This is a genomic window from Streptomyces flavidovirens DSM 40150 (genome assembly GCF_000429085.1).
In the GTDB taxonomy this organism is placed as follows: Bacteria; Actinomycetota; Actinomycetes; order Streptomycetales; family Streptomycetaceae; genus Streptomyces; species Streptomyces flavidovirens.
Genome location: NZ_AUBE01000033.1, coordinates 21,293 through 44,992 on the forward strand (window position 1 = coordinate 21,293; position 23,700 = coordinate 44,992).

The window sequence follows — 23,700 nt, forward strand, 5'->3', positions numbered from 1 at the left end:
CTCCTTGTACGGGTTCGGGTACGAGGGGGGGCCGAATCCCGGCCACCACCCCCTCCCATACACCGTACAAGAAGCTCCTGTACGCCGTATAACTATTTCTGCCGGGTCAGGTCGAAGAGGGTCGTCCCGCCGACAGTGACCTTGGTGAAGTTGGCCTCGACCCAGGTGGTGATCGCCGAGTTGCCGCCGCCGGGACCGGCGCCCTCACCGCCACCGCCATTTCCGCCGGCGATGAAGTAGTGGATCAAGCCTTTCTCTGCGTACGCCTTGAACTGGGCCAGGGTCGGGGACGGATCGCTGCCGTTGAACCCGCCGATCGCCATCACCGGCTTTCCGGTGGCGAGTTGGTAGCTCGCGGCGTTCTGGGAGCCGATCGCCGCAGCGGCCCAGGTGTACTCGTCGGCGCCGGCGCGGAGCGTGGCCCCGGTCTCGGAGCCGACGCTCCGGCCGCTGAGGAGACCACCCATGCCGCCTTCGCGCGCCCCCACCCCCGGAGCACCACCGGGGCGCATGCCGCCTGCGGGAGCGGCCTGTTGGCCCCCGGCCCGTACGCCCGCCGCTGGCCCCCCACCGAAACCACCACCAGGACCACCATCAGCACCACCACCAGGACCGCCCCGCATGGAGACCGGTCCCGCCGTCACGATGGACCCGGTGTGCGCGCTGCCGACCGTGGACGCGGCGTACGCGCCCGGCCCCGCCAGCGCCGCCGCGAGCCCTATCCCGGCGACCCCCAGAGCGATCCGCCGGTCCACCCGCCCCGCGAACACCAGCCCGACCGCCGCCACCACACCGCACACCACCACGGCCCAGCGCAGCCACGGCACATAGTCAGCGGTGCGCCCCAGCAGGACGTACGCCCACAGGGACGTCACCGCGGCCGTCACACCGAGCGTGACCGCCGCCAGGAACGAGCGCCGTTCCTCCCACAGCACGGTCGTACCCATGCCGATCAGGGCGGCGATGTACGGGGCCAGGGCCACGGTGTAGTACTCGTGGAAGATCCCGGCCATGAAGCTGAAGACGGCGGCGGTCATCAGCAGCGACCCGCCCCACGCGACGAACGCGGCCCGCGCGCTGTCCGTCCGCTTCGCCCTCCACGTGACGACCAGACCGGCGACCAACAAAATCAGCGCGGCGGGCAGCAGCCAGGAGATCTGACCGCCGATGTTCGAACTGAACATCCGCCCGATACCACCTCCACCCCAGCGACCACCGCCGACGCTTCCAATTTCCTCCCCGTTGATCCGGCCGAGGCCGTTGTAGCCGAAGGTCAGCTCCAGGAAGCTGTTGGTCTGCGAGCCTCCGACGTACGGACGCGAGGCCGCCGGCCACAGTTCGACGATCGCGACCCACCAGCCGCCCGCGACCACGACGGCGAGCCCGGCCAGAGCGAGCTGGCCAAGACGCCGGCGTACCGGCGTCGGGGCGCACACGGCGTACAGCACGGCGAGCGGCGGCAGAATGAGAAACGCCTGCAGGGTCTTCGTAAGAAACGCGAAGCCCACCGCGAGCCCCGCCCACACCAGCCACTCGGTCCGCGCGCCCTCAAGAGCGCGGAGCACGCAGTACACGGTGACGGTCATCAGCAGCGCGAGCAGCGCGTCCGGGTTGTTGAACCGGAACATCAGCGCGGCGACCGGCGTCAGCGCGAGCACGGCGCCCGCGATCAGGCCGGCGGCAGGGGAGAAGCGCCGGCGTACGGCGGCGTACAGCACCGCGACCGTCCCCACTCCCATCAGCACCTGCGGAACAAGGATCTGCCAGGAACCGAGACCGAACAAGCGCACCGACAGGGCCATCGGCCACAGGGCGGCCGGGGGCTTGTCGACGGTGATGGAGTTCGCGGCGTCGGACGAGCCGAAGAAGAAGGCCTTCCAGCTCTCGCTGCCCGCCTGGACGGCGGCGGAATAGAAGGAGTTGGCGTAACCGGAGGAGCTGAGATTGAACAGATACAGCAGCGCGGTGGCGAGCAGCAGCCCCACAAGCGCGGGGCGCGCCCAGCGGGGGTCGCCATTTCGGTGTGTGGTCATCGGGCGGCCTTCTCCGGTTCGCGTTCGGGGTGATCGGTGCGCCGGTCCGGGAAGACCCAGGCGCGCAGCAGCAGGAAGCGCAGCACGGTCGCGGCGAGGTTGGCGGTGATGAGCACGGCGAGTTCCGTGCCGTGGGAGGGTGCGCCGGCCGCCGCGTCGAGGGCGGCGAGCGAACCGCTGGTGAGGGCGAGCCCGATACCGAACACGACCAGGCCCTGGGCCTGGTGGCGAACGGCACGCTCACGGCCCCGCACCCCGAAGGTGAGCCTCCGGTTGGCCGCCGTATTGGCCACGGCCGAGACGAGCAGGGCGAGCGCGTTGGCAGCCTGGGGACCTGCTCCCGCCCGGAAGACGGAGTACAGCACCAGGTAGACGAGCGTGCTCAGCGCACCCACGACGCAGAAGCCGACGAGCTGACGGGCCAGCCCGCCGGGCACGCCGTCGATCGAACGGTCGCGCGGGTCGTCACCGAAGGGCCGCGCGAGCCGGTCCAGCGGCAACGCGCCCACGGCTAGCGCCCGCCCGACCCGCCACACGCCCTTGAGGTCGTCGACGGCCGTACGCACGATGTGCACCGTGCTGTCGGGATCGTCGACCCAGTCCACCGGCACCTCGTGGATGCGCAGTCCGGCGCGTTCGGCGAGCACCAGCAGCTCGGTGTCGAAGAACCACCCGGTGTCCTCGACCATCGGCAGCAGCCGCTCCGCCACATCGGCGCGTATCGCCTTGAACCCGCACTGCGCGTCGGAGAAACGCGCGGCGAGCGAGGAGCGCAGGATCAGGTTGTACGTACGCGAGATGAACTCCCGCTTCGGCCCGCGCACCACCCGCGAACCGCCCGCAAGCCGGGAGCCGATGGCGAGGTCGGAGTGGCCGGACATCAGCGGAGCGACCAGAGGCAGCAGCGCCTTGAGATCGGTGGACAGATCAACATCCATGTAGGCGAGAACGGGCGCGTCGGAACGCTCCCAGACGGCGCGCAGGGCCCGCCCGCGCCCCTTCTGCTCCAGCCGTACGGAAGTCACCTCGGGCATCACGCGTCCGAGCCGGGCGGCGATGCCGGGCGTGCGGTCGGTGCTCGCGTTGTCCGCGACGGTGATCCGGAACGCGTACGGAAAGGTGCGGGCCAGGTGCTCGCGCAGCCGGAGCACACAAGCTTCGAGGTCCTTCTCCTCGTTGTGCACGGGGATGACGACGTCGAGCACGGGTACTGGGGCGCCGGGCTCTCCGGCCGGAAGGTGTTCCCTTGCCGGAAGGGCGCCCACTGAAGTGTCGGTTCGCATGATCCCGACCCTCGCGAACTCCCCTGTCAGCAGAGTGTGACCCTCCTGTCCCCCATCTGTGAGTCCCCACCCCGCCAACACGTGAACCGAGCCCGGCCCCACCCCACCCGCCACGCCGCCAGGACGAGACGCACCGGAGCCCTCCCGCACCACCACCGCCGACGGCGCCGGGGTCACGCCCACCCCGCCCCACCTGCAACGCCACAGGGGAGGGGACGTGCCGGAGCCCTCCCGCACCACCAGCGCCGACGGCGCCGGGGCCACGCCCACCCCCGCCCCACCTGCAACGCCGCCGGGGAGGGGACGTGTCGGGGCGCTCCCCGCAGGGCGTTGAACGCAACCACCGCCAACGAACCAGCACCTACCCGAACGTTCGACGCCCGAGGAGACGCCCCGGCGCGGCACCGCCCCCAACGCGCGGGGCCTCCCGACACCCCGCCCCGCTACGCGTCCCGCACCGCCCGCGCCGCAGGCAACCGCGCCGCGAAGACCGTGCGCCCAGGCGTGCTCTCGACGGTCACCTCACCCCCGTGCGCGCGGACGACCGCCTGAACGATCGACAGCCCGAGCCCCGTCGACCCGGCACCGGCCTGCCCCGTACCCCTCGCCACCCGCGACCCGGCCCGCGCCCGCGACGCATCGCCACGCGCGAAGCGTTCGAAGACGTACGGCAGCAGCTCCGGCGGAACGCCGGGCCCGTCGTCCCGTACCTCCACCACGGTCCACCCACCCGCGCCCGCACCCCCGCCCGCACCCGCACCCGCACCCGCACCCGCACCCACCCCCTCACACCGCACCGCCGCCGTGACAGTGGTACCCGCCGGGGTATGCGTACGCGCGTTGGCCAGCAAATTCACCAGTACCTGCTGAAGACGCCCCGGATCGCCCCGTACAACGGCAGGATCGTCCGGCAGCTCCAGCCGCCAGACGTGCTCCCGCCCGGCCACCCGCGCATCGCTCACCGCGTCCACGACGAGCGGTGACAGATCAGTGTCCTCGTACGACACCGACAGCGGACGCCCCGCGTCCAGCCGCGCCAGCAGCAGCAGGTCCTCCACCAGCCCCGTCATCCGCGCCGCCTCCGACTCGATCCGCCCGAGCGCGTGCCGTGTATCCGGACCGGCCGCCTCCCGCCCCCGCCGCGTCAGTTCGGCGTACCCGCGGATCGAGGCCAGCGGCGTACGCAGCTCATGGCTCGCATCAGCCACGAACTGCCGTACCCGCGTCTCGCTCTCCTGCCGCGCTGCGAGCGCCGAACCGACGTGCCCGAGCATCCGGTTGAGCGCCGCACCGACCTGCCCGACCTCGGTCCGCGGGTCGGCCTCCTGGCCCCGTACGCGCTCGTGGAGCGCCACCTCATCGCTGTGCAGCGGCAGTTCGGACACGCGCGTCGCGGTCGCGGCGACCCGCCGCAGCGGACGCAGCGCGACACCCACGATCGCCGTGCCCGCGAGCCCGGCGGCGACCAGACCGGCGGCAGTGACGCACACCTCGACGAGGATCAGCGTGCTGACGGTGTCCTGTACGCCGCCGAGCGGAAAGCCCAGTACGACCGCCCCGTCGCGCGTGGAGGCGATCCGGTGGTCACCGAGCCCCGGCACCGCCACGGTGTGCGGTTCGCCGTCCCGCTCGACCGAGCCGAGCGCCCGCGTCTGCGCGTCGGAAAGCGCCGCCAGATGCGCCTCGGGCCCAGCCCCCCGCGCTTCGACGCTCTTCGCGGCCGCCACAACGGTCCCGTCCACCGCGACGCGCCCGCCGACGGTCCCCAGCGGCTGACCGGGCGCCGCCACGAACCTCAGCTCCTGTCCGGTCACGTCCGCCGGGTCACGCTCGGCCGGGTCACGCTCCGCCGGGTCGCGCTCGGCCCGCCGTACGGACGACATCAGCTGGTCGTCGAGCTGGTGCCCCAGATACGAGTGCAGCGCGATCGTCGTAACGGCCCCGATCACCGCCGCGACCACCGCGATCAGCGCAAGGGCGGAGACCACCAGGCGGGTCCGCAGGGACACCGCGCGTTCACCCACCCGGCTTGATGAGATATCCGGCCCCGCGCCGGGTGTGGATCATCGGCGGACGGCCGGCGTCGATCTTCCGCCTCAGGTACGAGATGTAGAGCTCGACGACGTTCGCCTGCCCGCCGAAGTCGTAGGACCACACCCGGTCCAGGATCTGTGCCTTGCTGAGGACGCGGCGCGGGTTGCGCATCAGGAAGCGCAGCAGCTCGAACTCGGTCGCCGTGAGGTGAATCCCCTCGCCGCCGCGCACGACCTCGTGGCTGTCCTCGTCCAGCGTCAAGTCCCCCACCACGAGCAGGGATTCCTCGCGTACGGCCGCGGCCGCCGTCCCCGAGCGCCGGATCAGCCCGCGCAGCCGCGCCACGACTTCCTCCAAACTGAACGGCTTGGTGACGTAATCGTCGCCACCCGCCGTCAGTCCCGCAATGCGGTCCTCGACGGAGTCCTTGGCCGTCAGAAACAGCACAGGCACATCAGGCAGCTCGCAGCGCAGCCGCCCGAGGACGGCGAGGCCGTCCATGTCCGGCAGCATCATGTCCAGTACGACAGCGTCGGGCCGGAAGCCGCGCGCGGAGCGGACCGCTGCCGCACCGTCACCGGCGCTGCGGACCTCCCACCCCTCGTATCGCAGCGCCATCGACAGCAGCTCGGCGAGCGGCGCCTCGTCGTCGACGACGAGCACGCGAACGGGCCCGCCGCCGGCCCTCAGCATTTCACTACGCATGCGGACAGGCTGGGCGACGCCCCTGAGAGCACCCTTTCTCATTCCTGTGAATCCCCTGAGAAACCACAACCCACAACCCCACCACCCGCAGCCCCCTACAATCCGAAGAGCCGCTCCGAGTTCCCGTGACGGACAGACGCCCGAAGCCAGTCGTCCCCCAGCCCGAGCCGCTAGAAGTACCGCACCCCGAACTCCCGCACCAGCGCGACCCGTTCCCCCCTCGTGCCGGTAGCTGAGGGGGCCACCGTCCGTCCGATCAGAAAAGCCCACCCTGCACGCCCCGCTCGACGCTCTTCACCGGCACCGTCACGCCCACCGTCACACCCTGCGCCGCGCCACCCGCCGCGCCCCCCGCCAAGCCCTGAGCCGCACCCCGCGCCGCGCCCCGCGCGCCCGCCAGCTCCCACCCGCTCATCAGCCGGGTGTCGAGCACCACCACCCCGCCGTCCGCCGTCCCCAGATGCAGATCGGGCCCCGCGGCGGCCACCAGCCGCCCCGCGACGACCCCGCCCGGCACCAGCTCGGTCACCACGCCGGTCATCGGCCGCAGCCCTTCGAGCCCGAACACCCCGGCATGGTCCACCGCCTCGAACGGCGCCCGCTCCAGGGATTCCGGCCACCCCACCAGCGCCCCGGCCCGCCGGTGCAGCTCCTCGATCTCCCGCGCCCGCTCCGCCCGCGCGGGCAACGAGGTCCGCACGGCCCTCTTCTCCTTGTACGGAATCCGGTCCGGCACCCCCAGCGCCGCCCGCAGCAGCTCCTCGGCCCGCCGCGCCGCCATCAGCGGCCCCCGCCCCAGCCAGCTGAACGCCACCGCCCCCTGCTCCAGCAGCCGCGTGGACCCGCGCTCGTCCGCCGTGATCCCGACCTTGACCAGTCCGGGGCCGAACCAGGCGAGGTAGACGGCGTACGGCCGGGGATCGTCGGCCATCGTGTCCGCCGCCACCGACCGCGACCGCTCCAGCCGCGCGCACTCCGGACACTGCCCACCGCTGCTCCGCCGCGGCACCACGGCACGCAGCGGACACCCGCCCCGGCGCACCCCGACGCAAAGACGCTCCGCCCCCGCCACCCGGAACGCGACGTCACCCCCGTACGTCAGCGCACTGACGCGCTCGACGCGCTCGACGCGTTCGACGCGTTCGACGTGCTCAAGCCGCCCCCCGCCCCCGTACCAGGCAAGCGCCGGCCGCCCCGCCGTCCACCGCAGCCCACCGCACAGCCAGCTCATACCAGGAGGCTAACGCTCAAAAGCCGGAGGCCCTGACGATTTCTCGTCAGGGCCTCCGGCCTGCTGTGCACTCGGCAGGATTCGAACCTGCAACCTTCTGATCCGTAGTCAGATGCTCTATCCGTTAAGCTACGAGTGCTTGTGCGTCCGGGGCCTTTTCGGCCCCGTCGGCGTTGCGAGAACAACATTACATGACCTGCGCCGGGACGCGAAATCCATTAGCCGGACCCGTGCTGAGCTGCGGAAACGACCTCCAGAGGGGCACAAACGACCGAAGCCCCGGTCCGTGGACCGGGGCTTCGGTGATCATGCGCGGAGGCGGAGGGATTTGAACCCTCGATGGGCTTTAAGACCCAAACCGCATTAGCAGTGCGGCGCCATAGACCGGACTAGGCGACGCCTCCAGCACACTCTCTCGCCTGCGCGAGTGGGTGCGTGCAGATGATGACACAGCCTTGCGGTATGCCACCAATCGCTGACCACGGTACTAGGCAGTCGGGGGCCAGAGCAAAGTGTTACCGGTTGCGCAACGCCCGGCGCCGCGGAGCGTTAGACAGTGCGGGGCGCCCCTGCCCCCTCTTGGACCTCAGGAGCCTCCATGCTGCGCCGCCTCACCCTCACCGCCGCCGCGTCCCTCGCCGTCCTGTCCGCCGCCGCCCCCGGCGCGTCCGCCGCGGCCGCGCCCATCCCGCTGCCGCTCCTCCATGACGTACTGGGCATGAAGGACACCGAGGACCGGCTCACCGTGACGACCGCCGAGACGGGCAACCGGGCCGCCAATGGGACGTACGAACTGAAATGCGACCCAGCCGGCGGCACGCACCCCGAGGCGCAGGCCGCCTGCGACCGGCTCGACGAGCTGGCCCGGAAGAACGGCGACCCCTTCGCGCCCGTGGCGCAGGACCGCATGTGCACCCACCAGCACGGCGGACCGGCCACGGCGCGGATCACCGGCACCTGGAACGGGCGAACCGTCGACGCGAAGTTCAATCAGGGCAATGGCTGCGAAATCTCCCGCTGGCGAGAAATGGAGCCGGTGCTTCCCAGCGTGCGTTGACCGTCCGCCGCCGGCCCGCCCTCAGCGCGGCCACGGGGCACTCGTGCCTGGTCAGGGCGTACGCCGCACCGTCCGATGTGCCCCCAAGCGCACAAAACATTGGGGAGAGCTCCCCGTCATCCGCCGTCGCGGGCCCATCCGCTGCCTTTAGACTCCCTCCAGTGACAGCTTGCGGCCCGAGGAGCAAAATGAGGCCGGCTGTCGGCAAGGTGCAGTAGTTCAGGGAGGAACCGTCGTCGTGAGCAGCAGGCCATCCCGAGGCGCTGCTCGCCTCGCAGCGATACTCGACGCACTTCCTGACGGGCTGTTGCTCGTCAACTGCAACGGCACCGTCGTCAATGCCAACACCATCGCCCTGGAGACTTTCGAGTCGCCGGGCACCGGGCTCGTCGGGCGCGGACTGCTCGACCTGCTGCCGATGTTCGACTCGAAGCTGATTCCGGGGTCGATGCGGCGGGCCGACGGCGCGGACGATCAAGGGCGTACGAAACCGACCCGCATGATCGCGCGGCGCACGGACGGGACGGAGTTCCCGGTCGAGGTGACCAGCGCGAACCTGGAGGACGGCCGGGACGCGTACGCCTCCCACACGGACCGGCCCGGCTACACCGGCGACGAGCTGCTGATGCTCGTCGTACGTGATCTCTCGGGCACCGTCGACACCGAGGCCGAGCTGGCCCGTTCGCAGCGCCAGACCGAGATGATCCTGCGCGCCGCCTCCGAGGGCGTCGTTGGGACCGACACTGACGGGCGCGTGGTCCTCGTCAACCCGGCCGCGGCGCAGATACTGGGTTACCGCGCGAGCGACCTCGGCGGCAAGGAGCTGCACCCCCTCGCGATCCATTCGAAGGGTGACGGCACGCCCTTCCCGTACGAGGATTCGCCCCTCGCGGACACCCTCAAGTCCGGGCGCAAGCACCGGGTGCGCGGGCAGGTCCTGTGGGCGAAGAACGGCAAGCCGGTCGCCGTCGATCTCACGACCGCTCCGGTACGGGACGGCGACCAGCTGGTCGGCGCCGTGATGACCTTCACCGACCGCCGGCCGTACGACGAACTGGTCGAGAAGCAGGCCGAGGTGCTCGAACGCGAGGCCAAGCGGTACGAGGAGATGGCCGGGCGGCACGCCCAGCTGACCGCCGTACTGGGCGACTCGCTGCGCGGGCCGCTGGAGGAACTGCGGGGCGAGCTGGGCACGCTGGCCTCCGACCCCGCCGGGCAGCTGTGGCCCGAGGCGAACCAGATCCTGCATCATCTGGCCGCCGGTTACGCCCGGATGACCACCCTTGTCGACAATGTCCTGGGCTTCCAGCGGCTGGCGGCGGGCACGGAGCAGCTGACGAAGACGAAGGTGCTGCTCGACGGTGTCGTGGCGGCCGGTGTCGAGGGCGCGATCGAGCTGATCGGGCCCGGCCGGGCGCAGTTCGCCGTGCACGCGCCGCCGATAGAGGCCGAGGTGGACGCGGGGCGGCTGGCCACGGCGCTCGCGCATCTCGTCGCCGACGTGGCCGGGATCGACTCGACGGGCAAGGCCCCGGCGGCGGCGCCGGGCGGCGGCTACACGGATTCGACGATCGTGGTCGCGGCGGCGCAGCGCGGTGACGTCGTACGCATCGAGGTGCGCGGGCCGTACGCCGGGGGAGACCCGGTGCACGAGCCGATCGTGCGCGGCATCGTGGCGGCGCACGGCGGCGTACTGCAGACGCATGAAGTGCCCGGCATGAGCGGAAGCGCGTACGTGCTGGAGGTGCCGCTCGGCGCGGGCGCCGGGGCGGTCGCTCCGGCGCAGGGCAGGGCGGCCGCTCCGGACCCGGCGCCGGTGCCGACGCGGCAGCCGGCGCCCGCGGACGGTGGCGGGCGGCGGGCACGGCGGTCGTCCACGGACGCCTTCCTGGAGGCGGACGGCAAGGGCGCGGCGGGCGAGCAGGCGGCTGGGGCCGCTCAGGCCCCGGCCGACGCGGGCTCGGCGGGCCCAGCGGGCTCGCAGGGTACGGTCGCGGCGCCCACGGGGAGGCGCAGGGCGCGGCCTGGTGGGCCGGGCGAGGCGGGCGCCGGTGGGGCGCGGGAACGTATTCCGGCGCAGGCGGGGGGAGATGGCGCGGGCTCGGCTTCCGGGGCCGCTGCCGACTCCGGTGGTACGGGGCGCAGGCGTGGGCGGCCCAGCCCCGTCGAAGGCGGCGGCGAGGGGCGTACGGGCGGAGGCGGAGGCGGCGTAGAGCTGCGGGCCGCGCTTCCGGCTGCCGCCGCGCCGGCCGGTCCCACGGGTGCGGTCTCGGAAGGCTCCGTCGTGACGGCCTCCGAGGGGGCGCACGGAACCGGGCGCGCGGCGCTGGGCGAGACGGTGCCGCCCCAGGGGGTGCCCGTCGACGTACCGGGGTCGCCAGGGCGTCGTGCGCGACGCGGTGAGGACGGGGCGCACGGGAATGTGCCCGCGCTTCCCGCCCTGCCTTCCGCGCCGTCTCCCGGAAACGAGTCCCAGCAGCAACAGCAGCCGCAGCAGACTTCCGGGCGGCGGGCGCGGCGGGCGCTCGCGCCGGCGCAGGCGCGGGCCGAGGCGCCCCGCAGCCCGTTCGCGCTGCCGCCGGCCGACGCCGACCGGGTGCCGCCGGCGCCGGGCGGGGCGGACGTATCGCCGCCTGGACGCCACGACGCCGTACGCACTCCTCCGGACGCCGACCACACGCCGCCGCAGCCGCATCCCACTCCGGCACCGACAGGGCGGCGCAGGGCGCGCAGCGACGTTCAGTCCGGGCAGCCGGTGCAGCCCGACTGGGCGGCGGCCAACGGCACCCCCCGCCACGGTCCGGCCACGCCCGCTCCGGCAGGGGCAGCGCTTCCCGGCGCCGCCGAACACGCCAGCGGCGCCGTCTCCGTGCCCCCGACCTGGTCGGCCGTCCCCAGCGGAGCCACCGCGACGACGACCGGTACGACACAGACCTGGCCCGCGCCCGGCTTCGCGGGCACGGCGGTGAACGAGAACGAGGCCGAGCAGCACGGGGGCGCGGCGGCGGACGGCATGGCCGACGCGGCCGGCCCGAACGGCTTCGTCGGACCGAAGGGCCCGAACGGCTCGGCCGGCGCGCCCGGCGCGAGCGGCGCGGCCGGCCCGAACGGCAACGCGCCCCGCGCGGCCGGCATCGCGCCCGTAGCCGCACCCGCCAACTCGGCCGGCTGGGGCGACGGGCACGGCGGAATCGGCCCAGCCAGTCCGAACGGTGCGGCCGGCCCGAACGGCAACGCGCCCCGCGCGCCCGGCATCGCGCCCGTAGCCGCACCCGCCAACTCGGCCGGCTGGGGCGACGGGCACGCCGCGATCGGCTCAGCCGGACCGAACGGCGCGGCCGGCACGCCCCCACCCGCACCCGCCCCTGCACCCGCGCCCTCCACCGGACAACAGCACCCAGGCGCCGCGCAGCCTTTGCCGCCTGCCCAGCCCCTCCCCGCCGAGACGCCCGCAGCGTCCCCACCGTCCCCAGCGGCCCCTGCGACCCCCGCCGCCCCTGCCGCCCCCGCGGCGACGCCGACACCGGGGCAGATGCCCGCACCCATGCCCGCACCCACGCCCCCGCCGCCCCCCGCCGCCCTGCCCGCCGACGCCTCGCAGGGCCGCGCGTTCAGCGTGCGTACCCTCGGCCAGGGCATGCCGTTCGCCCAGCAGGTCGCCCAGCAGCAGAATCAGACCCTGGGCTCCGGGCGGCGCCGTAAGCTCGCTGCCGCGCGGCCGGAGGCGGAGCAGTCCGCGCCCGCCGAAGGCACCGCGACGCAGGATGCCGCCGAGCCCGGAGCCCGCCCGCACCCGCAGAGCCCCCAGAGCCCCCAGAGCCCCCACGGCTCTCTCCAGCAGCGGCTGCCCGCCCACGCCGAGGGCCGCGCGTACGCCATAGGCGCACCCGACGAGGGCTCCGAGGGCCCCGAGCCGCTGGACGGCCCCAACGGCGCCGTGGAGGTGGCCAACCGGCCCCAGCCGCAGCCCGTCGACGACGAGCTGCCCCCCGAGCCGCTCGACAACCCGCGCCGCCTGCTGGTGTGGCCCGCCCCCGACGTCTCGACGCAGCAGGCGCTGAGCGACCGCGGGTACCGCCCGGTGATCGTGCACTCCCGCGAAGAAGTCGACGCGCAGATAGCGGCGTTCCCGGCGGCGCTGTTCGTAGACCCGCTGACCGGTCCCATCACCCGTACGGCGCTCCAGTCGCTGCGCCAGGCCGCCGTCGCCGCCGAGGTCCCCGTCCTGGTGACGGCCGGGCTCGGGCAGGCGACGCGTGAGGCGGCGTACGGCGCCGATCCCGCCGTACTGCTGAAGGCGCTCGCCCCGCGCGACAGCGAGCAGCACCCGTCGCGCGTCCTGCTGATCGAGGAGCACGAGGAGATCGCGCTCGCGCTGACGGCGACGCTGGAGCGGCGCGGCATGCAGGTCGGGCGCGCCGGGACGGACACCGAGGCGGTCACGCTGGCGACGCAGATGCGGCCGAACCTGGTGGTGATGGACCTGATGCAGGTACGCCGACGCCGCGCCGGAATCATCGACTGGCTGCGCGCGAACGGGCAGTTGAACCGCACTCCGCTGGTCGTCTACACCTCCGCCGGCCTCGACGAGGGCGAACTGCACCGGCTCGCTTCGGGGGAGACGGTGCTCTTCCTCGCGGAGCGCTCGACGAGCAGTGAGGTGCAGGGCCGGATCGTCGATCTGCTCGCGAAGATCGGCACCAACTGACCCGTGGCGACGCACGCTGAAGGGACCCCGCGCCGTTGCGGAGCCCCTTCAGCAGCTCGTGGGCCCCGCCAGGGCGCCATGGGCCGTCAGAACTTCGTGACGTCCAGCTCGCCGTCCGCGTACTGCTTGCGGATCACCTTCTTGTCGAACTTCCCCACGCTCGTCTTCGGCACGGCCGGGATCGTCGCCCAGCGCTCCGGCAGCTGCCACTTCGCGATCTTGCCGGCGAGGAAGGCGCGCAGCTCTTCGTAGTCGGCGGTCGCGCCCTCCTTCAGCACCACGGTGGCCAGCGGGCGCTCGCTCCACTTGTCGTCCGGTACGGCGACGACGGCCGCCTCGGCGACGTCCGGGTGGGCCATCAGGGCGTTCTCCAGCTCAACGCTCGAAATCCACTCCCCGCCCGACTTGATGACGTCCTTCGCGCGGTCGGTGAGGGTCAGGTAGCCGTCGTGGCTGATGACGCCGATGTCGCCGGTCTTCAGCCAGCCGTCGTCGCTGAACTTGTCGGCGGGCCTGAAGTCCTCGCCGCCCGCGCCGCCGTAGTACGCCCCGGCGATCCAGGGACCGCGTACCTCCAGCTCACCGGCCGACTCGCCGTCCCAGGCCAGGATCTCGCCGCCGGGGCCGATCAGACGCGCCTCAACACCGGCCGGGAAGCGGCCCTGCGTGACGCGGTACGGCCACTCCTCGTCCGGGGTCAGCCCGGCCGGCGGGTGGGCCATGGTGCCGAGCGGGGAGGTCTCCGTCATGCCCCAGGCGTGGCACAGGCGCACGCCGAGCTTGTCGTACGCCTCCATGAGGGCGGGCGGGCAGGCCGCGCCGCCGATGGTGACGCTGGCCATGGAGGAGAGGTCGCGCGGGTTGGCGGTGACCTCGGCGAGCAGGCCCTGCCAGATGGTGGGCACGGCGGCGGCGTGCGTCGGCTTCTCGCGCTCGATCATCTCGGCGAGCGGGGCGGGCTGGAGGAACCGGTCCGGCATAAGCATGTTGATGCCGGTCATGAAGGTGGCGTGGGGGAGGCCCCACGCCATTACGTGAAATTGCGGGACCACGACCAGGGTCGTGTCCTTGTCGGAAAGGCCCATCGACTCGGCCATGTTGACCTGCATGGAGTGCAGGTAGATGGAGCGGTGGGAGTAGACGACGCCCTTGGGGTCGCCGGTGGTGCCGGAGGTGTAACACATGGCGGCGGCGGCGCGTTCGTCCAGCTCGGGCCAGTCGTACGTGGTGGGGCGGTCTGCGATCAGGTCCTCGTACTCGTGCACGCGCGGCGCGCAGCCGTCGAGCAGCGAGCGGTCGCCGGGACCGGAGACGACCACGTGCTCGACGGTCTTGAGGTGCGGGAGGAGCGGCGCGAGCAGCGGCAGCAGCGAGCCGTTGGCGATGACGACGCGGTCGGCGGCGTGGTTGACGATCCAGACGAGCTGCTCGGGGGGCAGGCGCAGGTTGAGCGGGTGGAGTACGGCGCCCATGGAGGGGATCGCGAGATACGCCTCCAGATGCTCCGCGTTGTTCCACATAAGGGTTGAGATCCGCTGGTCGCCGTCGACCCCGAGCTCGTCGCGCAGAGCGTTCGCGAGCCGTGTCGCGCGCTCGCCGGTCTCGGCGAAGGTGCGGCGCTGCGGCTCCTTCTCACCGGTCCATGTGGTGACCTGTGAGCGGCCGTGGATCGTCATCCCGTGCTTCAGGATGCGGGTCACGGTCAGTGGTACGTCCTGCATGGTGCTCAGCACGGCGTCCTCCCGGTGGGCGCTACGCGGCAGTAATAAGGGTGGCCTGATTCTGCGCACGTACCGTGCGGTATGTCACTACTTCCGGGCGTACGAATCGGTGGCGGCGCGCGGAGCCCCGGCGAACAGGGAGGGGGTCAGCGCACCGGGGCCAGCTCCGGGTCCTGGCGCAGCTTGCCGAGGGCGCGCGAGACGGCGCTCTTGACCGTACCGACGGAGACGCCGAGGACCTCGGCCGTCTGGACCTCGGTGAGGTCCTCGTAGTAGCGCAGTACGACCATGGCGCGCTGGCGGTCCGGCAGCTTCATGACCGCGCGCCACATCGCGTCGCGCAGCACCTGCTGCTCGGCGGGGTCGGCCGCCGGAGCGCTGACGAGGGCGGGGGCGGGCTCGGGCAGCTCGTCGGTGGCGTACTCGTCGACCTTGCGCTTGCGCCACTGGGAGGTGCGGGTGTTGAGCAGGGCGCGGCGTACGTACCCGTCGAGGGCACGGTGGTCCTCGATGCGGTCCCAGGCGACGTACGTCTTGGCGAGCGCCGTCTGCAGCAGGTCCTCCGCGTCGCACGGATTGGGGGTGAGCGAGCGCGCGGTGCGCAGCAGTACGGGCCCCCGGGCGCGTACGTACGTGGAGAACGACGGATAGGGCGCCGGCGTCGCCGCCCTTGTCGCCGCCCTGGATGCGCTGGTGCAGACAGGCGTGGTCATGGCTTCCACGCTAGGAGCGGGACGTACGCGGCGGATCGCCCCCAGGTCCCGAACCCGGATCCGCCTCAGGTTGTAGGGGTGGGGCCCGCCCCACCTCCTGAGGGTGGAGGCCGCGTCGTCCCGCGTAGGGGGCGCGTGTCAGGGACGGGCCCGGTCCTTCGGAGGTCAGCGGGCGATCAGCGGGCGATCCGGGCGACCGGGGCGTCGGCCGAGTTGCGGTCGATGGTCAGGCGCCGGCCGCCGTGCCTCTCGGTGACGTTGCCGGCGTACTGGTGGATGCGGCGGTGCGGGGACCAGGCCCACTTGGCCAGCACGCGCTCGCCGTACAGGGACGGCTTGCCGTCCCAGCGGGCGAACCACATCGCCGACGGCAGGTCCGTGACCCCCGCCCGGCGGGAGCGCTCCATGTGCTGTACGCCGGACTCCGCGCTGCTGTAGAAGCCGGGGAGGTAGGCGTACTTGCGTACTTCACGGTTCCAGCCGCGGACGAAGTCGAGGGTGGTGCGTGCGCAGCGGCTGTTCCGCACGTTGTACGCCTCCATGTCGAGGTAGAGCGCACTTCCTGTCAGCATGCCGAGGGCCTTCGCCGCCCGTACCGCCTGGCGCGCCTCCCTCTTGCCCTGGCGCCAGGGCGCGCGGCCGATCCGGACGTGCCGCTTGTTCTTGGCGTGCACGCACGGGGACTGCGAGCCGACGAAGATCGGCAGCACTTTCCAGCCCAGCCGGGTGACGTCCGCCGCCCACCGTCTGCTGAGGTGGCGCTGCTTGGGGCAGGCCCTGCCCCGGCCCCCGAAGTAGACGCCGACGGCCCGGTACGGCGAGGAACGCCAGGCCCGCAGGGTGGAGACCGGCGGGGCCTTGCAGGTGTCGAACGCCCGGCCGCGGAACGTCACGGTGCGGGCGGCGGACGCCTCCGTCCGCGTGGCGGGTGCTCTCGACTGTGCCGCCGTCGCCTCTGTCGCCTGCGTCTGTTGCGGGAGGGCCAGCACGCCGAGGGTGGCGGCCAGCGCGAGTCCATATCCGATGAGCCTCTTTAGGTACATGAAGGAGAGTGAACGGGTCCCCCGCCGCACCGACGCTCTTCACACTCCGCAGTCAGCCATCCGCGCCGAGGATCAACCCGGACGTGGGAACGCCGGTGCCTGCCGTCACCAGCGAGGTGGCCGCGCCCGGTATCTGGTTCACCGACGTACCGCGCAGCTGTCTGACCCCCTCGGCGATGCCGTTCATGCCGTGCAGGTACGCCTCGCCGAGCTGGCCGCCGTGCGTGTTCAGCGGCATGGCGTCCCCGGCCACGAAACCGGCGCCCTCGCCGGGCCCGCAGAACCCGAACTCCTCGAGCTGCATCAGCACGAACGGGGTGAAGTGGTCGTAGAGGATGCCCACATCGATGTCGTCCGGCCGGAGCCCCGAGGTCCGCCACAGTTGCCGGGCGACCACGTTCATCTCGGGCAGGCCGGTCAGGCCGTCCCGGTAGAAGCTGGTCATCTGCTCCTGGCCGCGCCCGGCGCCCTGCGCCGCGGCGACGATCACCGCGGGCGGGTGCGGCAGGTCCCTGGCCCGCTCGCGGGAGGTGACGACGATCGCCTGTCCGCCGTCGGTCTCCTGACAGCAGTCGAGGAGCCGCAGCGGTTCGACGATCCAGCGCGAGGCGGCGTGGTCGGCGAGGGTGACGGGCCGCTCGTGGAAGTACGCGGCGGGGTTGCGGGCGGCGTGCCGGCGGGCGGTGACGGCGACGTGGCCGAAGACGTCGGGCGCCAGATCGTACGTATGGAGGTAGCGCTGGGCGGCCATGGCGACCCAGGAGGCGGGGGTGAGCAACCCGAACGGCAGATTCCAGCCGAGGGCCGCTCCTTCGGCCGAGGGCTCGCGGTGCTGCACGCCCGACCCGAAGCGGCGGCCGGACCGTTCGTTGAACGCCCGGTAGCAGACGACGACTTCGGCCACCCCGCTCGCCACGGCGAGTGCGGCCTGCTGAACGGTGGCGCACGCCGCGCCGCCGCCGTAGTGAACGCGGGAGAAGAACGACAGCTCACCGATGCCGGCCGCCTGGGCGACGGTGATCTCGGGGCTGGTGTCCATCGTGAAGGTGACCATGCCGTCGACGTCGGCAGGTGAGAGCCCGGCGTCCGCGAGGGCGGCCCGTACGGCCTCGACGGCCAGCTTGAGCTCGCTGCGCCCGGAGTCCTTGGAGAAGTCGGTCGCCCCGATGCCGGCGATCGCAGCCTTCCCACCGAGCGCGTCGGCGCTGCGTACGCTCACGAGTCCTGCTCCGCGACGGTGATGGTCACCTTGCCGGTGACGTGGTGGCCGAGCCCGTTGGCGCCGACGACCCGCACCTCGGCCGTGCCGTCCGCGTCGAGGGCGGTGACGGTGCCGGTCAGCACCATGGTGTCGCCGGGGTAGTTCGGCGCCCCCAGGCGGATCTTCACCGCGCGCAACCGGGCGCCGGGGCCGAAGTGGTCGGTGATGTACCGGCCGACCAGGCCATTGGTCGTGAGGATGTTCATGAAGATGTCGGGCGAGCCCTTCACCCGCGCGGCCTCGGCATCGTGGTGGACGTCCTGGTAGTCGCGGGAGGCGACGGCGCCCGCGACGATCAGTGTGCGGGTGACCGGAATCTCCAGCGCCGACAGCTCATGACCGACCCTCATACGGGCTCCTCCTTCCCCTCCTCCTTCCCTGCGCGCGGCCGAGTCGTCCGCCGCCCGGTGTGCGTCCGTGGCGTGAAGTCCATGAGCCCCGGCCCTCTTCGCCGCTCCGCCACCTCCGCCTCTGCCACCTCCGCCGCCGCCTCCGCTGCCTTCGGCCGGCCGAAAGACCGGCAGCTCCAACTCCTCGTCGACCCGCAGGAACTCCACCTGAACGGGCATCCCGATCCGCACCTTGTCGTACGGCACCCCCACCACGTTGCTGACCATGCGCACGCCCTCCGCGAGCTCGATCAGCCCCACGGCATACGGCGGGTCGAAGGCGGGGAACGCCGGATGATGCATGACGACGTACGAGAACACCGTCCCGGCCCCGCTCGCCTCGACCGTCTCCCACTCCGGCGACCCACAGGCCCCGCACCCCGGCAGCCAGGGAAACCGCAGCGCCCCACACCCCTCGCACCGCTGGATCAGCAGCCTGTGCTGGGCCACCCCGTCCCAGAACCCGGCGTTGTCCCGGTTGACGACGGGCCGGGGCCGCTCGCTTCCGCCCTTACGTCCCTGACGTTCCCCTTCGCGCTCGCCTTCGCGTCCTCGCCCGGCCGGTGCGTACTTGAGGATGCGGAAGCGGTGCGTCCCCGCCGGCTCGCCGTCCGCGCGGACGTCCATCCGCGTCGTGACGAAGTGCCCCGTGCCCAGTTTGGTGGTCTTGCGCTCCGACACGGACTCGATCAGCGCGTCGAAGGTGATCCGGTCCCCGGGCCGCAGATCCCGCACGTACTCCTGCTCGCAGTCGGTCGCGACCACGGAGGTGTACCCTGCGCCGTCCAGCAGCGCGAGCAGTTCGTCGTACGCCGCCGACCTGCCCGTATGCCTGGACAGGCCTCCCATCGTCCAGGCCTGGAGCATCGTGGGCGGGGCGATCGCGCCGGGACCGGAGTACGCCGGCGCGGTATCTGCCATCGCCTCGCACCAGTGCCTGATCATCGGCTCGTTGACGGGGTCCTTCCCGGCCCCCGCGACCACTGCCGCCCGGCCCTCGAAGGCCTTCAGCCGCCCGTACAGACGCACACTCGCGTCGGTACTCGCGTCGGTACTCACGTCCGCGCTCATCGCCGCCCCCCGGCATCCCGAGCCGCATCGTCGCCACACCCAACCGGTTTCTGACTGTCCGTCAGTTGAACCGGCCTGTCAAGGCAACAGCAACAGCAACAGCAACAGCGCGGCCCGAAACGGGAACGGCCTGCGCAACGGCGACAAGCGCCGTCGCGCAGGCAGTCATTCACCCCGCAACACAGACCCCAGCCGGGCCACGGCTCACCAGAGCGGCGCGAAATTCACAGTGACGGTCTCGCTGCTCTGGTCGATCGCTGTGAAGCCCGAGCCGTTGACGCTCGCCCTGTTGTTCTGGTTCCTGGCACCCGGACCCGTCGCCACCTGCTGCGTGGTGGTCGAGTCGCCGACGTTGAAGCCAGTGACACCGCTTCCGCTGACCGTGGCCACGGTCGCGTTCGATCCGTTACCCGCGAAGGAACCGTTGTGCGCGACGGCGGAGCCCGAGAAGAGAGCGGCCGCGAGGGGCAGGGCGGCTACAGCGGCGATGACGCGAGCGGTACGGATGCTTGCCATGTGCATTCCTCCAGGGAACGGTAAGTACGCCTTGTTCCGGGGCAGTTGGCCGACTGCCTCAGCGATGGTGACGACGTCGCGAGATCAGAATTGCCCACCGAATCCCCGGCGAACCACCCCGGAGGCGCTTATTCCCCCTCAAGCGTGAGGACATGTCGATAAACACCCTTCACGCCCCCAAATCCCAGCTAACCGCTCCTGCCGAAGCAACCCGCCCCGCAAGGAAAAGCGTTCCCGTACATTTTCGGCCAATCCGCCCCCTTCCCTTCTTCGAACGCGCGTACGAAAATAAACCCATGGCCATTTCCGACCGGCGTGCCGCCACCCTGGCCCTCGCCCACGCTCTCTCCGCCGCCGAGCGCGGGCTCCCCGTCATCCCCCTGTCCCGCACCAAGCTCCCCGCCCTGCGTTCCCCGCACCGCGACGCCCCTGAGCCGCACCTGTGCCGGGGCGAATGCGGGCGCCCTGGGCACGGCGTCCACGACGCCAGCACCGACCCGGCCACCGTCCGCGCCCTCTTCGCCGCCGCCCCCTGGGCCACCGGTTACGGCATCGCCTGCGGCCGCCCCCCGCACCGCCTCATCGGCATAGACCTGGACACGAAGACGGACACCGGCACGGGAACCACCCCCGCTCCCGGCACGGACTCCACCACAGCCCTCAAGCACTTGGCGCTGCGGCACCTCTTCACGATCCCGGAGACCGTCGTCGTCCTCACTCCCAGCGGAGGCCGCCACATCTGGCTGACCGGCCCGCCGGACGTCGTCGTCCCCAACTCCGCGAGCCGCCTGGCCCCCGGCATCGACATCCGCGGCACCGGCGGCTACCTGGTGGGTCCCGGCTCGCTCACAACCCACGGCGTCTACCGCACCGCGCCAGGCACCGGCCATCTCGCGCCGGCCCCCTGCCCCAGCGCACTGCTCCGCCTCCTCACACCCCCCGCACGCCCCCACGCCCCCACCGGCCGCCGGACCGGCGGCTCAGGAGGGGGCCACGGCCTGGTCCAGTTCGTACTGGCGGCACACGAGGGCCAGCGCAACACCCGCCTCTTCTGGGCCGCTTGCCGCGCGTACGAGAACGGCATCGGCGACGCCCTCGCGAACGCGCTCACAGAAGCGGCCGTCCACACAGGCCTCACCGAACACGAAGCCCGCGCCACGATCGCCTCCGCCGCCCGCCTCTCAGGTCTCGGCAGCGGCAGCCGGTGATTTCTCGCGTCCCACGGGGTTCTCCCCGATCACGACGACCCACCGCCCGGACGCACGGCTCAGCGTCAGGCCGTAGCGCTGTTCCTCGCCCCGCTTGCCCTGTGCGACCACCTCGGCGGCGGCGAAATCGGTCCCGAACTCATGGCTAATGTCGACATCCTCGACCCTCACCCTGCGCCCGCCCTGGACGCCGACCAGCGAGGCGGCTTCCTCCTCCACCTCATTGCCCGGAGGCGCCACCTCGGTCAGCGCGTCCGCGTCCCGTTCGGTGGACGTGCCACCACGCACGCGGATACGAGTTCAGCAGCGAACTGAGCTTTCTGTTGTGCGTACGGCCCGACCGGTAGATCAGGTAGCGCTCCCCGGTCTTCGTCGCCGTCACGATCATCGTGTGGTCGATGACCAACTTCCGTAGAACCACCTCTTGTTTGTCCTTGCGGGAGGCGAAACTGCCCGAGGTCGTTTCCCCAGCCGCCGCCCCGCATGGCCTGCGAGATGAAGTTGGTGCAGTCGTTGGTGCAGGAGCGGTAGTCGCTGTTCGCGTTCTTCCAGTGCTTGTTGGCGTACCCCACCATCTTCGAGTAGTTGTACCCGTACGGCACAGGCCCGGCACCCGAGCCCGGCGGCAGCGGATCGGTGGCCGGCTCGGACGGCCCCGTGGGCAGCGGCTCGGCCCGCCGCGTCGGGCTCCGGGTTCGTGTTGGGAGCCGCCTCTGTCAGCTGCGTGGCAGCCTGCAGCCCGTTCGGGTCCAGCCTCGCCTCGTCCTGGCTCAGCAGCCATCCGCCGTCGCTGTAGGTGAACCGCCGCGTGTGCGGGAGCGTGTACTCCTCGAACTCGGACTCCCCCTGCTGGACATCCGGGAAGTACAGCCGTGCGTCTTCGGTGGCATGGAGCGTGGCAGTTCCGCCCTCGACCACGAAACTGTCGTGCGTCAGCGCCACCCCTCGGCCCGCGTATAGCCCCGTTGACCGCCTCCAGAGACTCCCTGCGCAGCGCCAGCGTCGACGCCTCCCGCTGGTACTTCTGCTGGCGCAGACAGAAGCGGGGGCGCGATCCTCATGCCCTGGGAATCCCCCTGGTTCTGCTACGGCCTGCTGCGCCTGAAGGCGTCCCATGAGGGGAACGGCTGGGGGCGGTTCCATCCGCACTCGTCGTTCAAGCTGATGCGCAACCAGCGCACTGACCTGCGCATCTACCGGGACGTTGTCCGCGATGAACATGTGCCGCGCGAGTCGCAGACGCGCCTGTCCCCGTGGGCGGTAACCGGGGATGACTGGGCTGCCCAGTTCGCCCTCGGCCTCCAACCGGCAGCGGGTTCCGGCCAGGTGAACGCGTAGAGATCGTGAGCGCTGAACTGATTCCGGCCCCGGCCGAGGTAGCCGACGCCCTAGAGGTGGACGAAGGGAGCCTCGTTGTGCAGCGCCGTCGCCGGTATCTGGACGACGAGGGAGTAGCTGCTCTCTCTACGTCGTGGCTACCTGCGGATCTTGCACAGGCGGCATCAGAGCTGATCTCCACTGGGCCACTTCCGAAGATGACCTTCGGGCTGATCGAGGACCACACTGGACGCAGGCCACCAAGCGTCGAGACGTCGTGTCCGTTCGCGCCGTTCCTGACGACGTGGCACCGCTCCTTGAGGTCGAGCCGGGATCGTCGACCCTCACCATGGCCAATTACTACTGGGATCAACACGGCCAATCGCGGAGCACGCACGGGACTTCATCGGCGCGCAACGCGAGTTGGCCGCTGACTACGACTGGAATAGCAGCCCGTTGCACTGGAGCTGTTACAGGTTTCTCTACCTCTATCAAGGCCCCCGCGCACGGCGCGGGGGTGCGCCGCTCTTCGGCGCGGTCCGCCGCCCTGTCTTCGCCAGCGGCGGACCGCGCCGAGCGGCGCACCGCGTGCTCGGGAGATGGGGGTAGGAAACCCGTTGTGGCTGGGGCGGTCGGCTCCACGGCTTTAGGCAGCCACTTTGGGGCGAGCCTCTAAGATCATGGCCCCGATTCGGGCTGTGCGGGCAGGCTAGGTGCTGCCCGAATCGCGGCCAGCGTAAGGGGCCGTGATCACTCGCCCCAAAGCCGCTCCACCGACCGCGCGGTACCGTGCGGGCCTCACTCAGTGGGAGGCACAGTGACCGATCATTCCTTGCGACTCATGCAGGGCGACACGCTGCTTGGAGTGCTTACTCCCAACGGTGTTGATCAACCTTGGTTCATCTGCGATTTCGCAGCCACTCCCGAGTGGGAGCCAGTTAGGCCGATCTTCGAAGCCTGGACAGCAGCACTCAACAGTCACGACCCAGAAGGTGCGGCGACAGCACGAGCGCTACAAGTCGTGGACGACCTTGGCGTCACGCTCGTACCCGCCACGGCGGGCCAGTGATCGCGGAATTCCTGCTTCACGTGCGGGGAGGTCAGGCCAGGTACCGGCACTGAGGAAGTGCGCGTGCCCCTGCCGTGCCCGCCAGGGTAGGGAATCGCGGTCAACAGCGGTTGATCACGGGGACTTGACGCACTGACGGCCCCTGACCAAAGTGACTGCTCAGGGGCCGTTCACCTGCGGTGGGTGTGGGATTTGAACCCACGGTGACATCGCTGCCACGACGGTTTTCAAGAGAGTGCTGCGAGCAGCGTCTTCGTCGTGCATGACCTGCACGTTCCCCCACCTCCGGGTCACTCACCGCCGCTGGCGGTCCATACCTGGTCCACTAGACGAATAAGTCC

19 protein-coding genes, 2 tRNA genes and 1 pseudogene are annotated in these 23,700 nt (G+C 71.6%); 6 read left to right on the forward strand and 16 right to left on the reverse strand.

Annotation, left to right across the window (positions count from 1 at the left end; genetic code table 11):
- Positions 1–92: 92 nt before the first annotated feature.
- The 7 genes from G412_RS36415 to G412_RS0128640 form a co-directional block, all read right to left on the reverse strand.
- Complete coding sequence (locus G412_RS36415; protein WP_078607483.1) at positions 93–2,033, reverse strand: ArnT family glycosyltransferase; 1,941 nt, start codon at positions 2,031–2,033, stop codon at positions 93–95.
- The gene (locus G412_RS0128615; protein WP_028815062.1) at positions 2,030–3,316 is read right to left on the reverse strand and encodes a bifunctional glycosyltransferase family 2/GtrA family protein; all 1,287 of its coding nucleotides are present in this window, start codon (positions 3,314–3,316) and stop codon (positions 2,030–2,032) included. The genes G412_RS36415 and G412_RS0128615 overlap by 4 nt, the downstream gene beginning before the upstream one ends.
- A 443-nt stretch (positions 3,317–3,759) precedes the next feature.
- Positions 3,760–5,340, reverse strand: coding sequence for a sensor histidine kinase (locus G412_RS0128620; RefSeq protein WP_244283282.1), 1,581 nt, complete (start codon positions 5,338–5,340; stop codon positions 3,760–3,762).
- Positions 5,333–6,055: a response regulator transcription factor gene (locus G412_RS0128625; protein WP_028815064.1), complete on the reverse strand. Its 723-nt coding sequence runs from the start codon at positions 6,053–6,055 to the stop codon at positions 5,333–5,335. Before G412_RS0128625 ends, G412_RS0128620 begins: the two co-directional genes overlap by 8 nt.
- A 256-nt stretch (positions 6,056–6,311) precedes the next feature.
- On the reverse strand, positions 6,312–7,286 hold the full coding sequence (locus tag G412_RS0128630; RefSeq protein WP_028815065.1) for a DUF2797 domain-containing protein: 975 nt from the start codon (positions 7,284–7,286) through the stop codon (positions 6,312–6,314).
- Positions 7,287–7,352: 66 nt separating this feature from the next.
- Positions 7,353–7,425: transfer RNA gene (locus G412_RS0128635), tRNA-Arg, on the reverse strand.
- 174 nt (positions 7,426–7,599) lie between these two features.
- A tRNA-Ser gene (locus G412_RS0128640) sits at positions 7,600–7,690 on the reverse strand.
- A 194-nt stretch (positions 7,691–7,884) separates the two neighbouring features.
- On the opposite strand from G412_RS0128640, the gene G412_RS0128645 reads away from it, so the two are divergent.
- Both G412_RS0128645 and G412_RS0128650 read left to right on the forward strand, forming a co-directional pair.
- Entirely contained in the window at positions 7,885–8,343 is a 459-nt protein-coding gene (locus G412_RS0128645; RefSeq protein WP_028815066.1) for an SSI family serine proteinase inhibitor, read from the forward strand.
- Positions 8,344–8,581: 238 nt separating this feature from the next.
- Positions 8,582–13,051 carry a PAS domain-containing protein gene (locus tag G412_RS0128650; RefSeq protein WP_078607484.1) on the forward strand — a complete coding sequence of 1,490 codons (4,470 nt, stop codon included), beginning with the start codon at positions 8,582–8,584 and terminating at the stop codon, positions 13,049–13,051.
- 86 nt (positions 13,052–13,137) lie between these two features.
- Here the strand turns inward: G412_RS0128650 and G412_RS0128655 are convergent, their stop codons facing one another.
- The 7 genes and pseudogenes from G412_RS0128655 to G412_RS0128680 form a co-directional block, all read right to left on the reverse strand.
- The gene (locus G412_RS0128655) at positions 13,138–14,784 is read right to left on the reverse strand and encodes a long-chain fatty acid--CoA ligase (protein WP_028815068.1); all 1,647 of its coding nucleotides are present in this window, start codon (positions 14,782–14,784) and stop codon (positions 13,138–13,140) included.
- A gap of 134 nt (positions 14,785–14,918) precedes the next feature.
- Complete coding sequence (locus G412_RS0128660) at positions 14,919–15,485, reverse strand: SigE family RNA polymerase sigma factor (protein WP_028815069.1); 567 nt, start codon at positions 15,483–15,485, stop codon at positions 14,919–14,921.
- Between the two features lie 176 nt (positions 15,486–15,661).
- The gene (locus tag G412_RS0128665) at positions 15,662–16,528 is read right to left on the reverse strand and encodes a DUF1906 domain-containing protein (protein ID WP_028815070.1); all 867 of its coding nucleotides are present in this window, start codon (positions 16,526–16,528) and stop codon (positions 15,662–15,664) included.
- Between the two features lie 52 nt (positions 16,529–16,580).
- Positions 16,581–17,747, reverse strand: coding sequence for a lipid-transfer protein (locus G412_RS0128670; RefSeq protein WP_028815071.1), 1,167 nt, complete (start codon positions 17,745–17,747; stop codon positions 16,581–16,583).
- Positions 17,744–18,139, reverse strand: a complete 396-nt coding sequence (locus tag G412_RS41170) for a MaoC family dehydratase (RefSeq protein ID WP_244283287.1) — start codon at positions 18,137–18,139, stop codon at positions 17,744–17,746. Before G412_RS41170 ends, G412_RS0128670 begins: the two co-directional genes overlap by 4 nt.
- Positions 18,140–18,286: 147 nt before the next feature.
- A pseudogene (locus G412_RS41175) lies at positions 18,287–19,249 on the reverse strand (bifunctional MaoC family dehydratase N-terminal/OB-fold nucleic acid binding domain-containing protein); the annotation flags it as partial.
- A 204-nt stretch (positions 19,250–19,453) separates the two neighbouring features.
- Positions 19,454–19,765 carry a hypothetical protein gene (locus G412_RS0128680; protein WP_028815073.1) on the reverse strand — a complete coding sequence of 104 codons (312 nt, stop codon included), beginning with the start codon at positions 19,763–19,765 and terminating at the stop codon, positions 19,454–19,456.
- 296 nt (positions 19,766–20,061) lie between these two features.
- On the opposite strand from G412_RS0128680, the gene G412_RS0128685 reads away from it, so the two are divergent.
- Positions 20,062–20,973, forward strand: a complete 912-nt coding sequence (locus tag G412_RS0128685) for a bifunctional DNA primase/polymerase (RefSeq protein WP_028815074.1) — start codon at positions 20,062–20,064, stop codon at positions 20,971–20,973.
- On the opposite strand, the gene G412_RS36420 is transcribed toward G412_RS0128685, so the two are convergent.
- Complete coding sequence (locus G412_RS36420) at positions 20,947–21,261, reverse strand: hypothetical protein (protein WP_028815075.1); 315 nt, start codon at positions 21,259–21,261, stop codon at positions 20,947–20,949. The genes G412_RS0128685 and G412_RS36420 overlap by 27 nt on opposite strands.
- Positions 21,219–21,575: an amidase domain-containing protein gene (locus G412_RS41860; RefSeq protein ID WP_078607485.1), complete on the reverse strand. Its 357-nt coding sequence runs from the start codon at positions 21,573–21,575 to the stop codon at positions 21,219–21,221. The genes G412_RS36420 and G412_RS41860 overlap by 43 nt, the downstream gene beginning before the upstream one ends.
- A 208-nt stretch (positions 21,576–21,783) precedes the next feature.
- Between G412_RS41860 and G412_RS39880 the strand changes: the two genes are divergently transcribed.
- From G412_RS39880 to G412_RS41180, 3 genes are all read left to right on the forward strand, one after another.
- The gene (locus G412_RS39880; protein ID WP_157839184.1) at positions 21,784–21,933 is read left to right on the forward strand and encodes a hypothetical protein; all 150 of its coding nucleotides are present in this window, start codon (positions 21,784–21,786) and stop codon (positions 21,931–21,933) included.
- Positions 21,934–22,032: 99 nt separating this feature from the next.
- Positions 22,033–22,311, forward strand: a complete 279-nt coding sequence (locus tag G412_RS39405) for a hypothetical protein (RefSeq protein ID WP_028815076.1) — start codon at positions 22,033–22,035, stop codon at positions 22,309–22,311.
- Between the two features lie 56 nt (positions 22,312–22,367).
- Positions 22,368–22,724 carry a GntR family transcriptional regulator gene (locus tag G412_RS41180; RefSeq protein ID WP_341860605.1) on the forward strand — a complete coding sequence of 119 codons (357 nt, stop codon included), beginning with the start codon at positions 22,368–22,370 and terminating at the stop codon, positions 22,722–22,724.
- Positions 22,725–23,700: the final 976 nt, after the last annotated feature.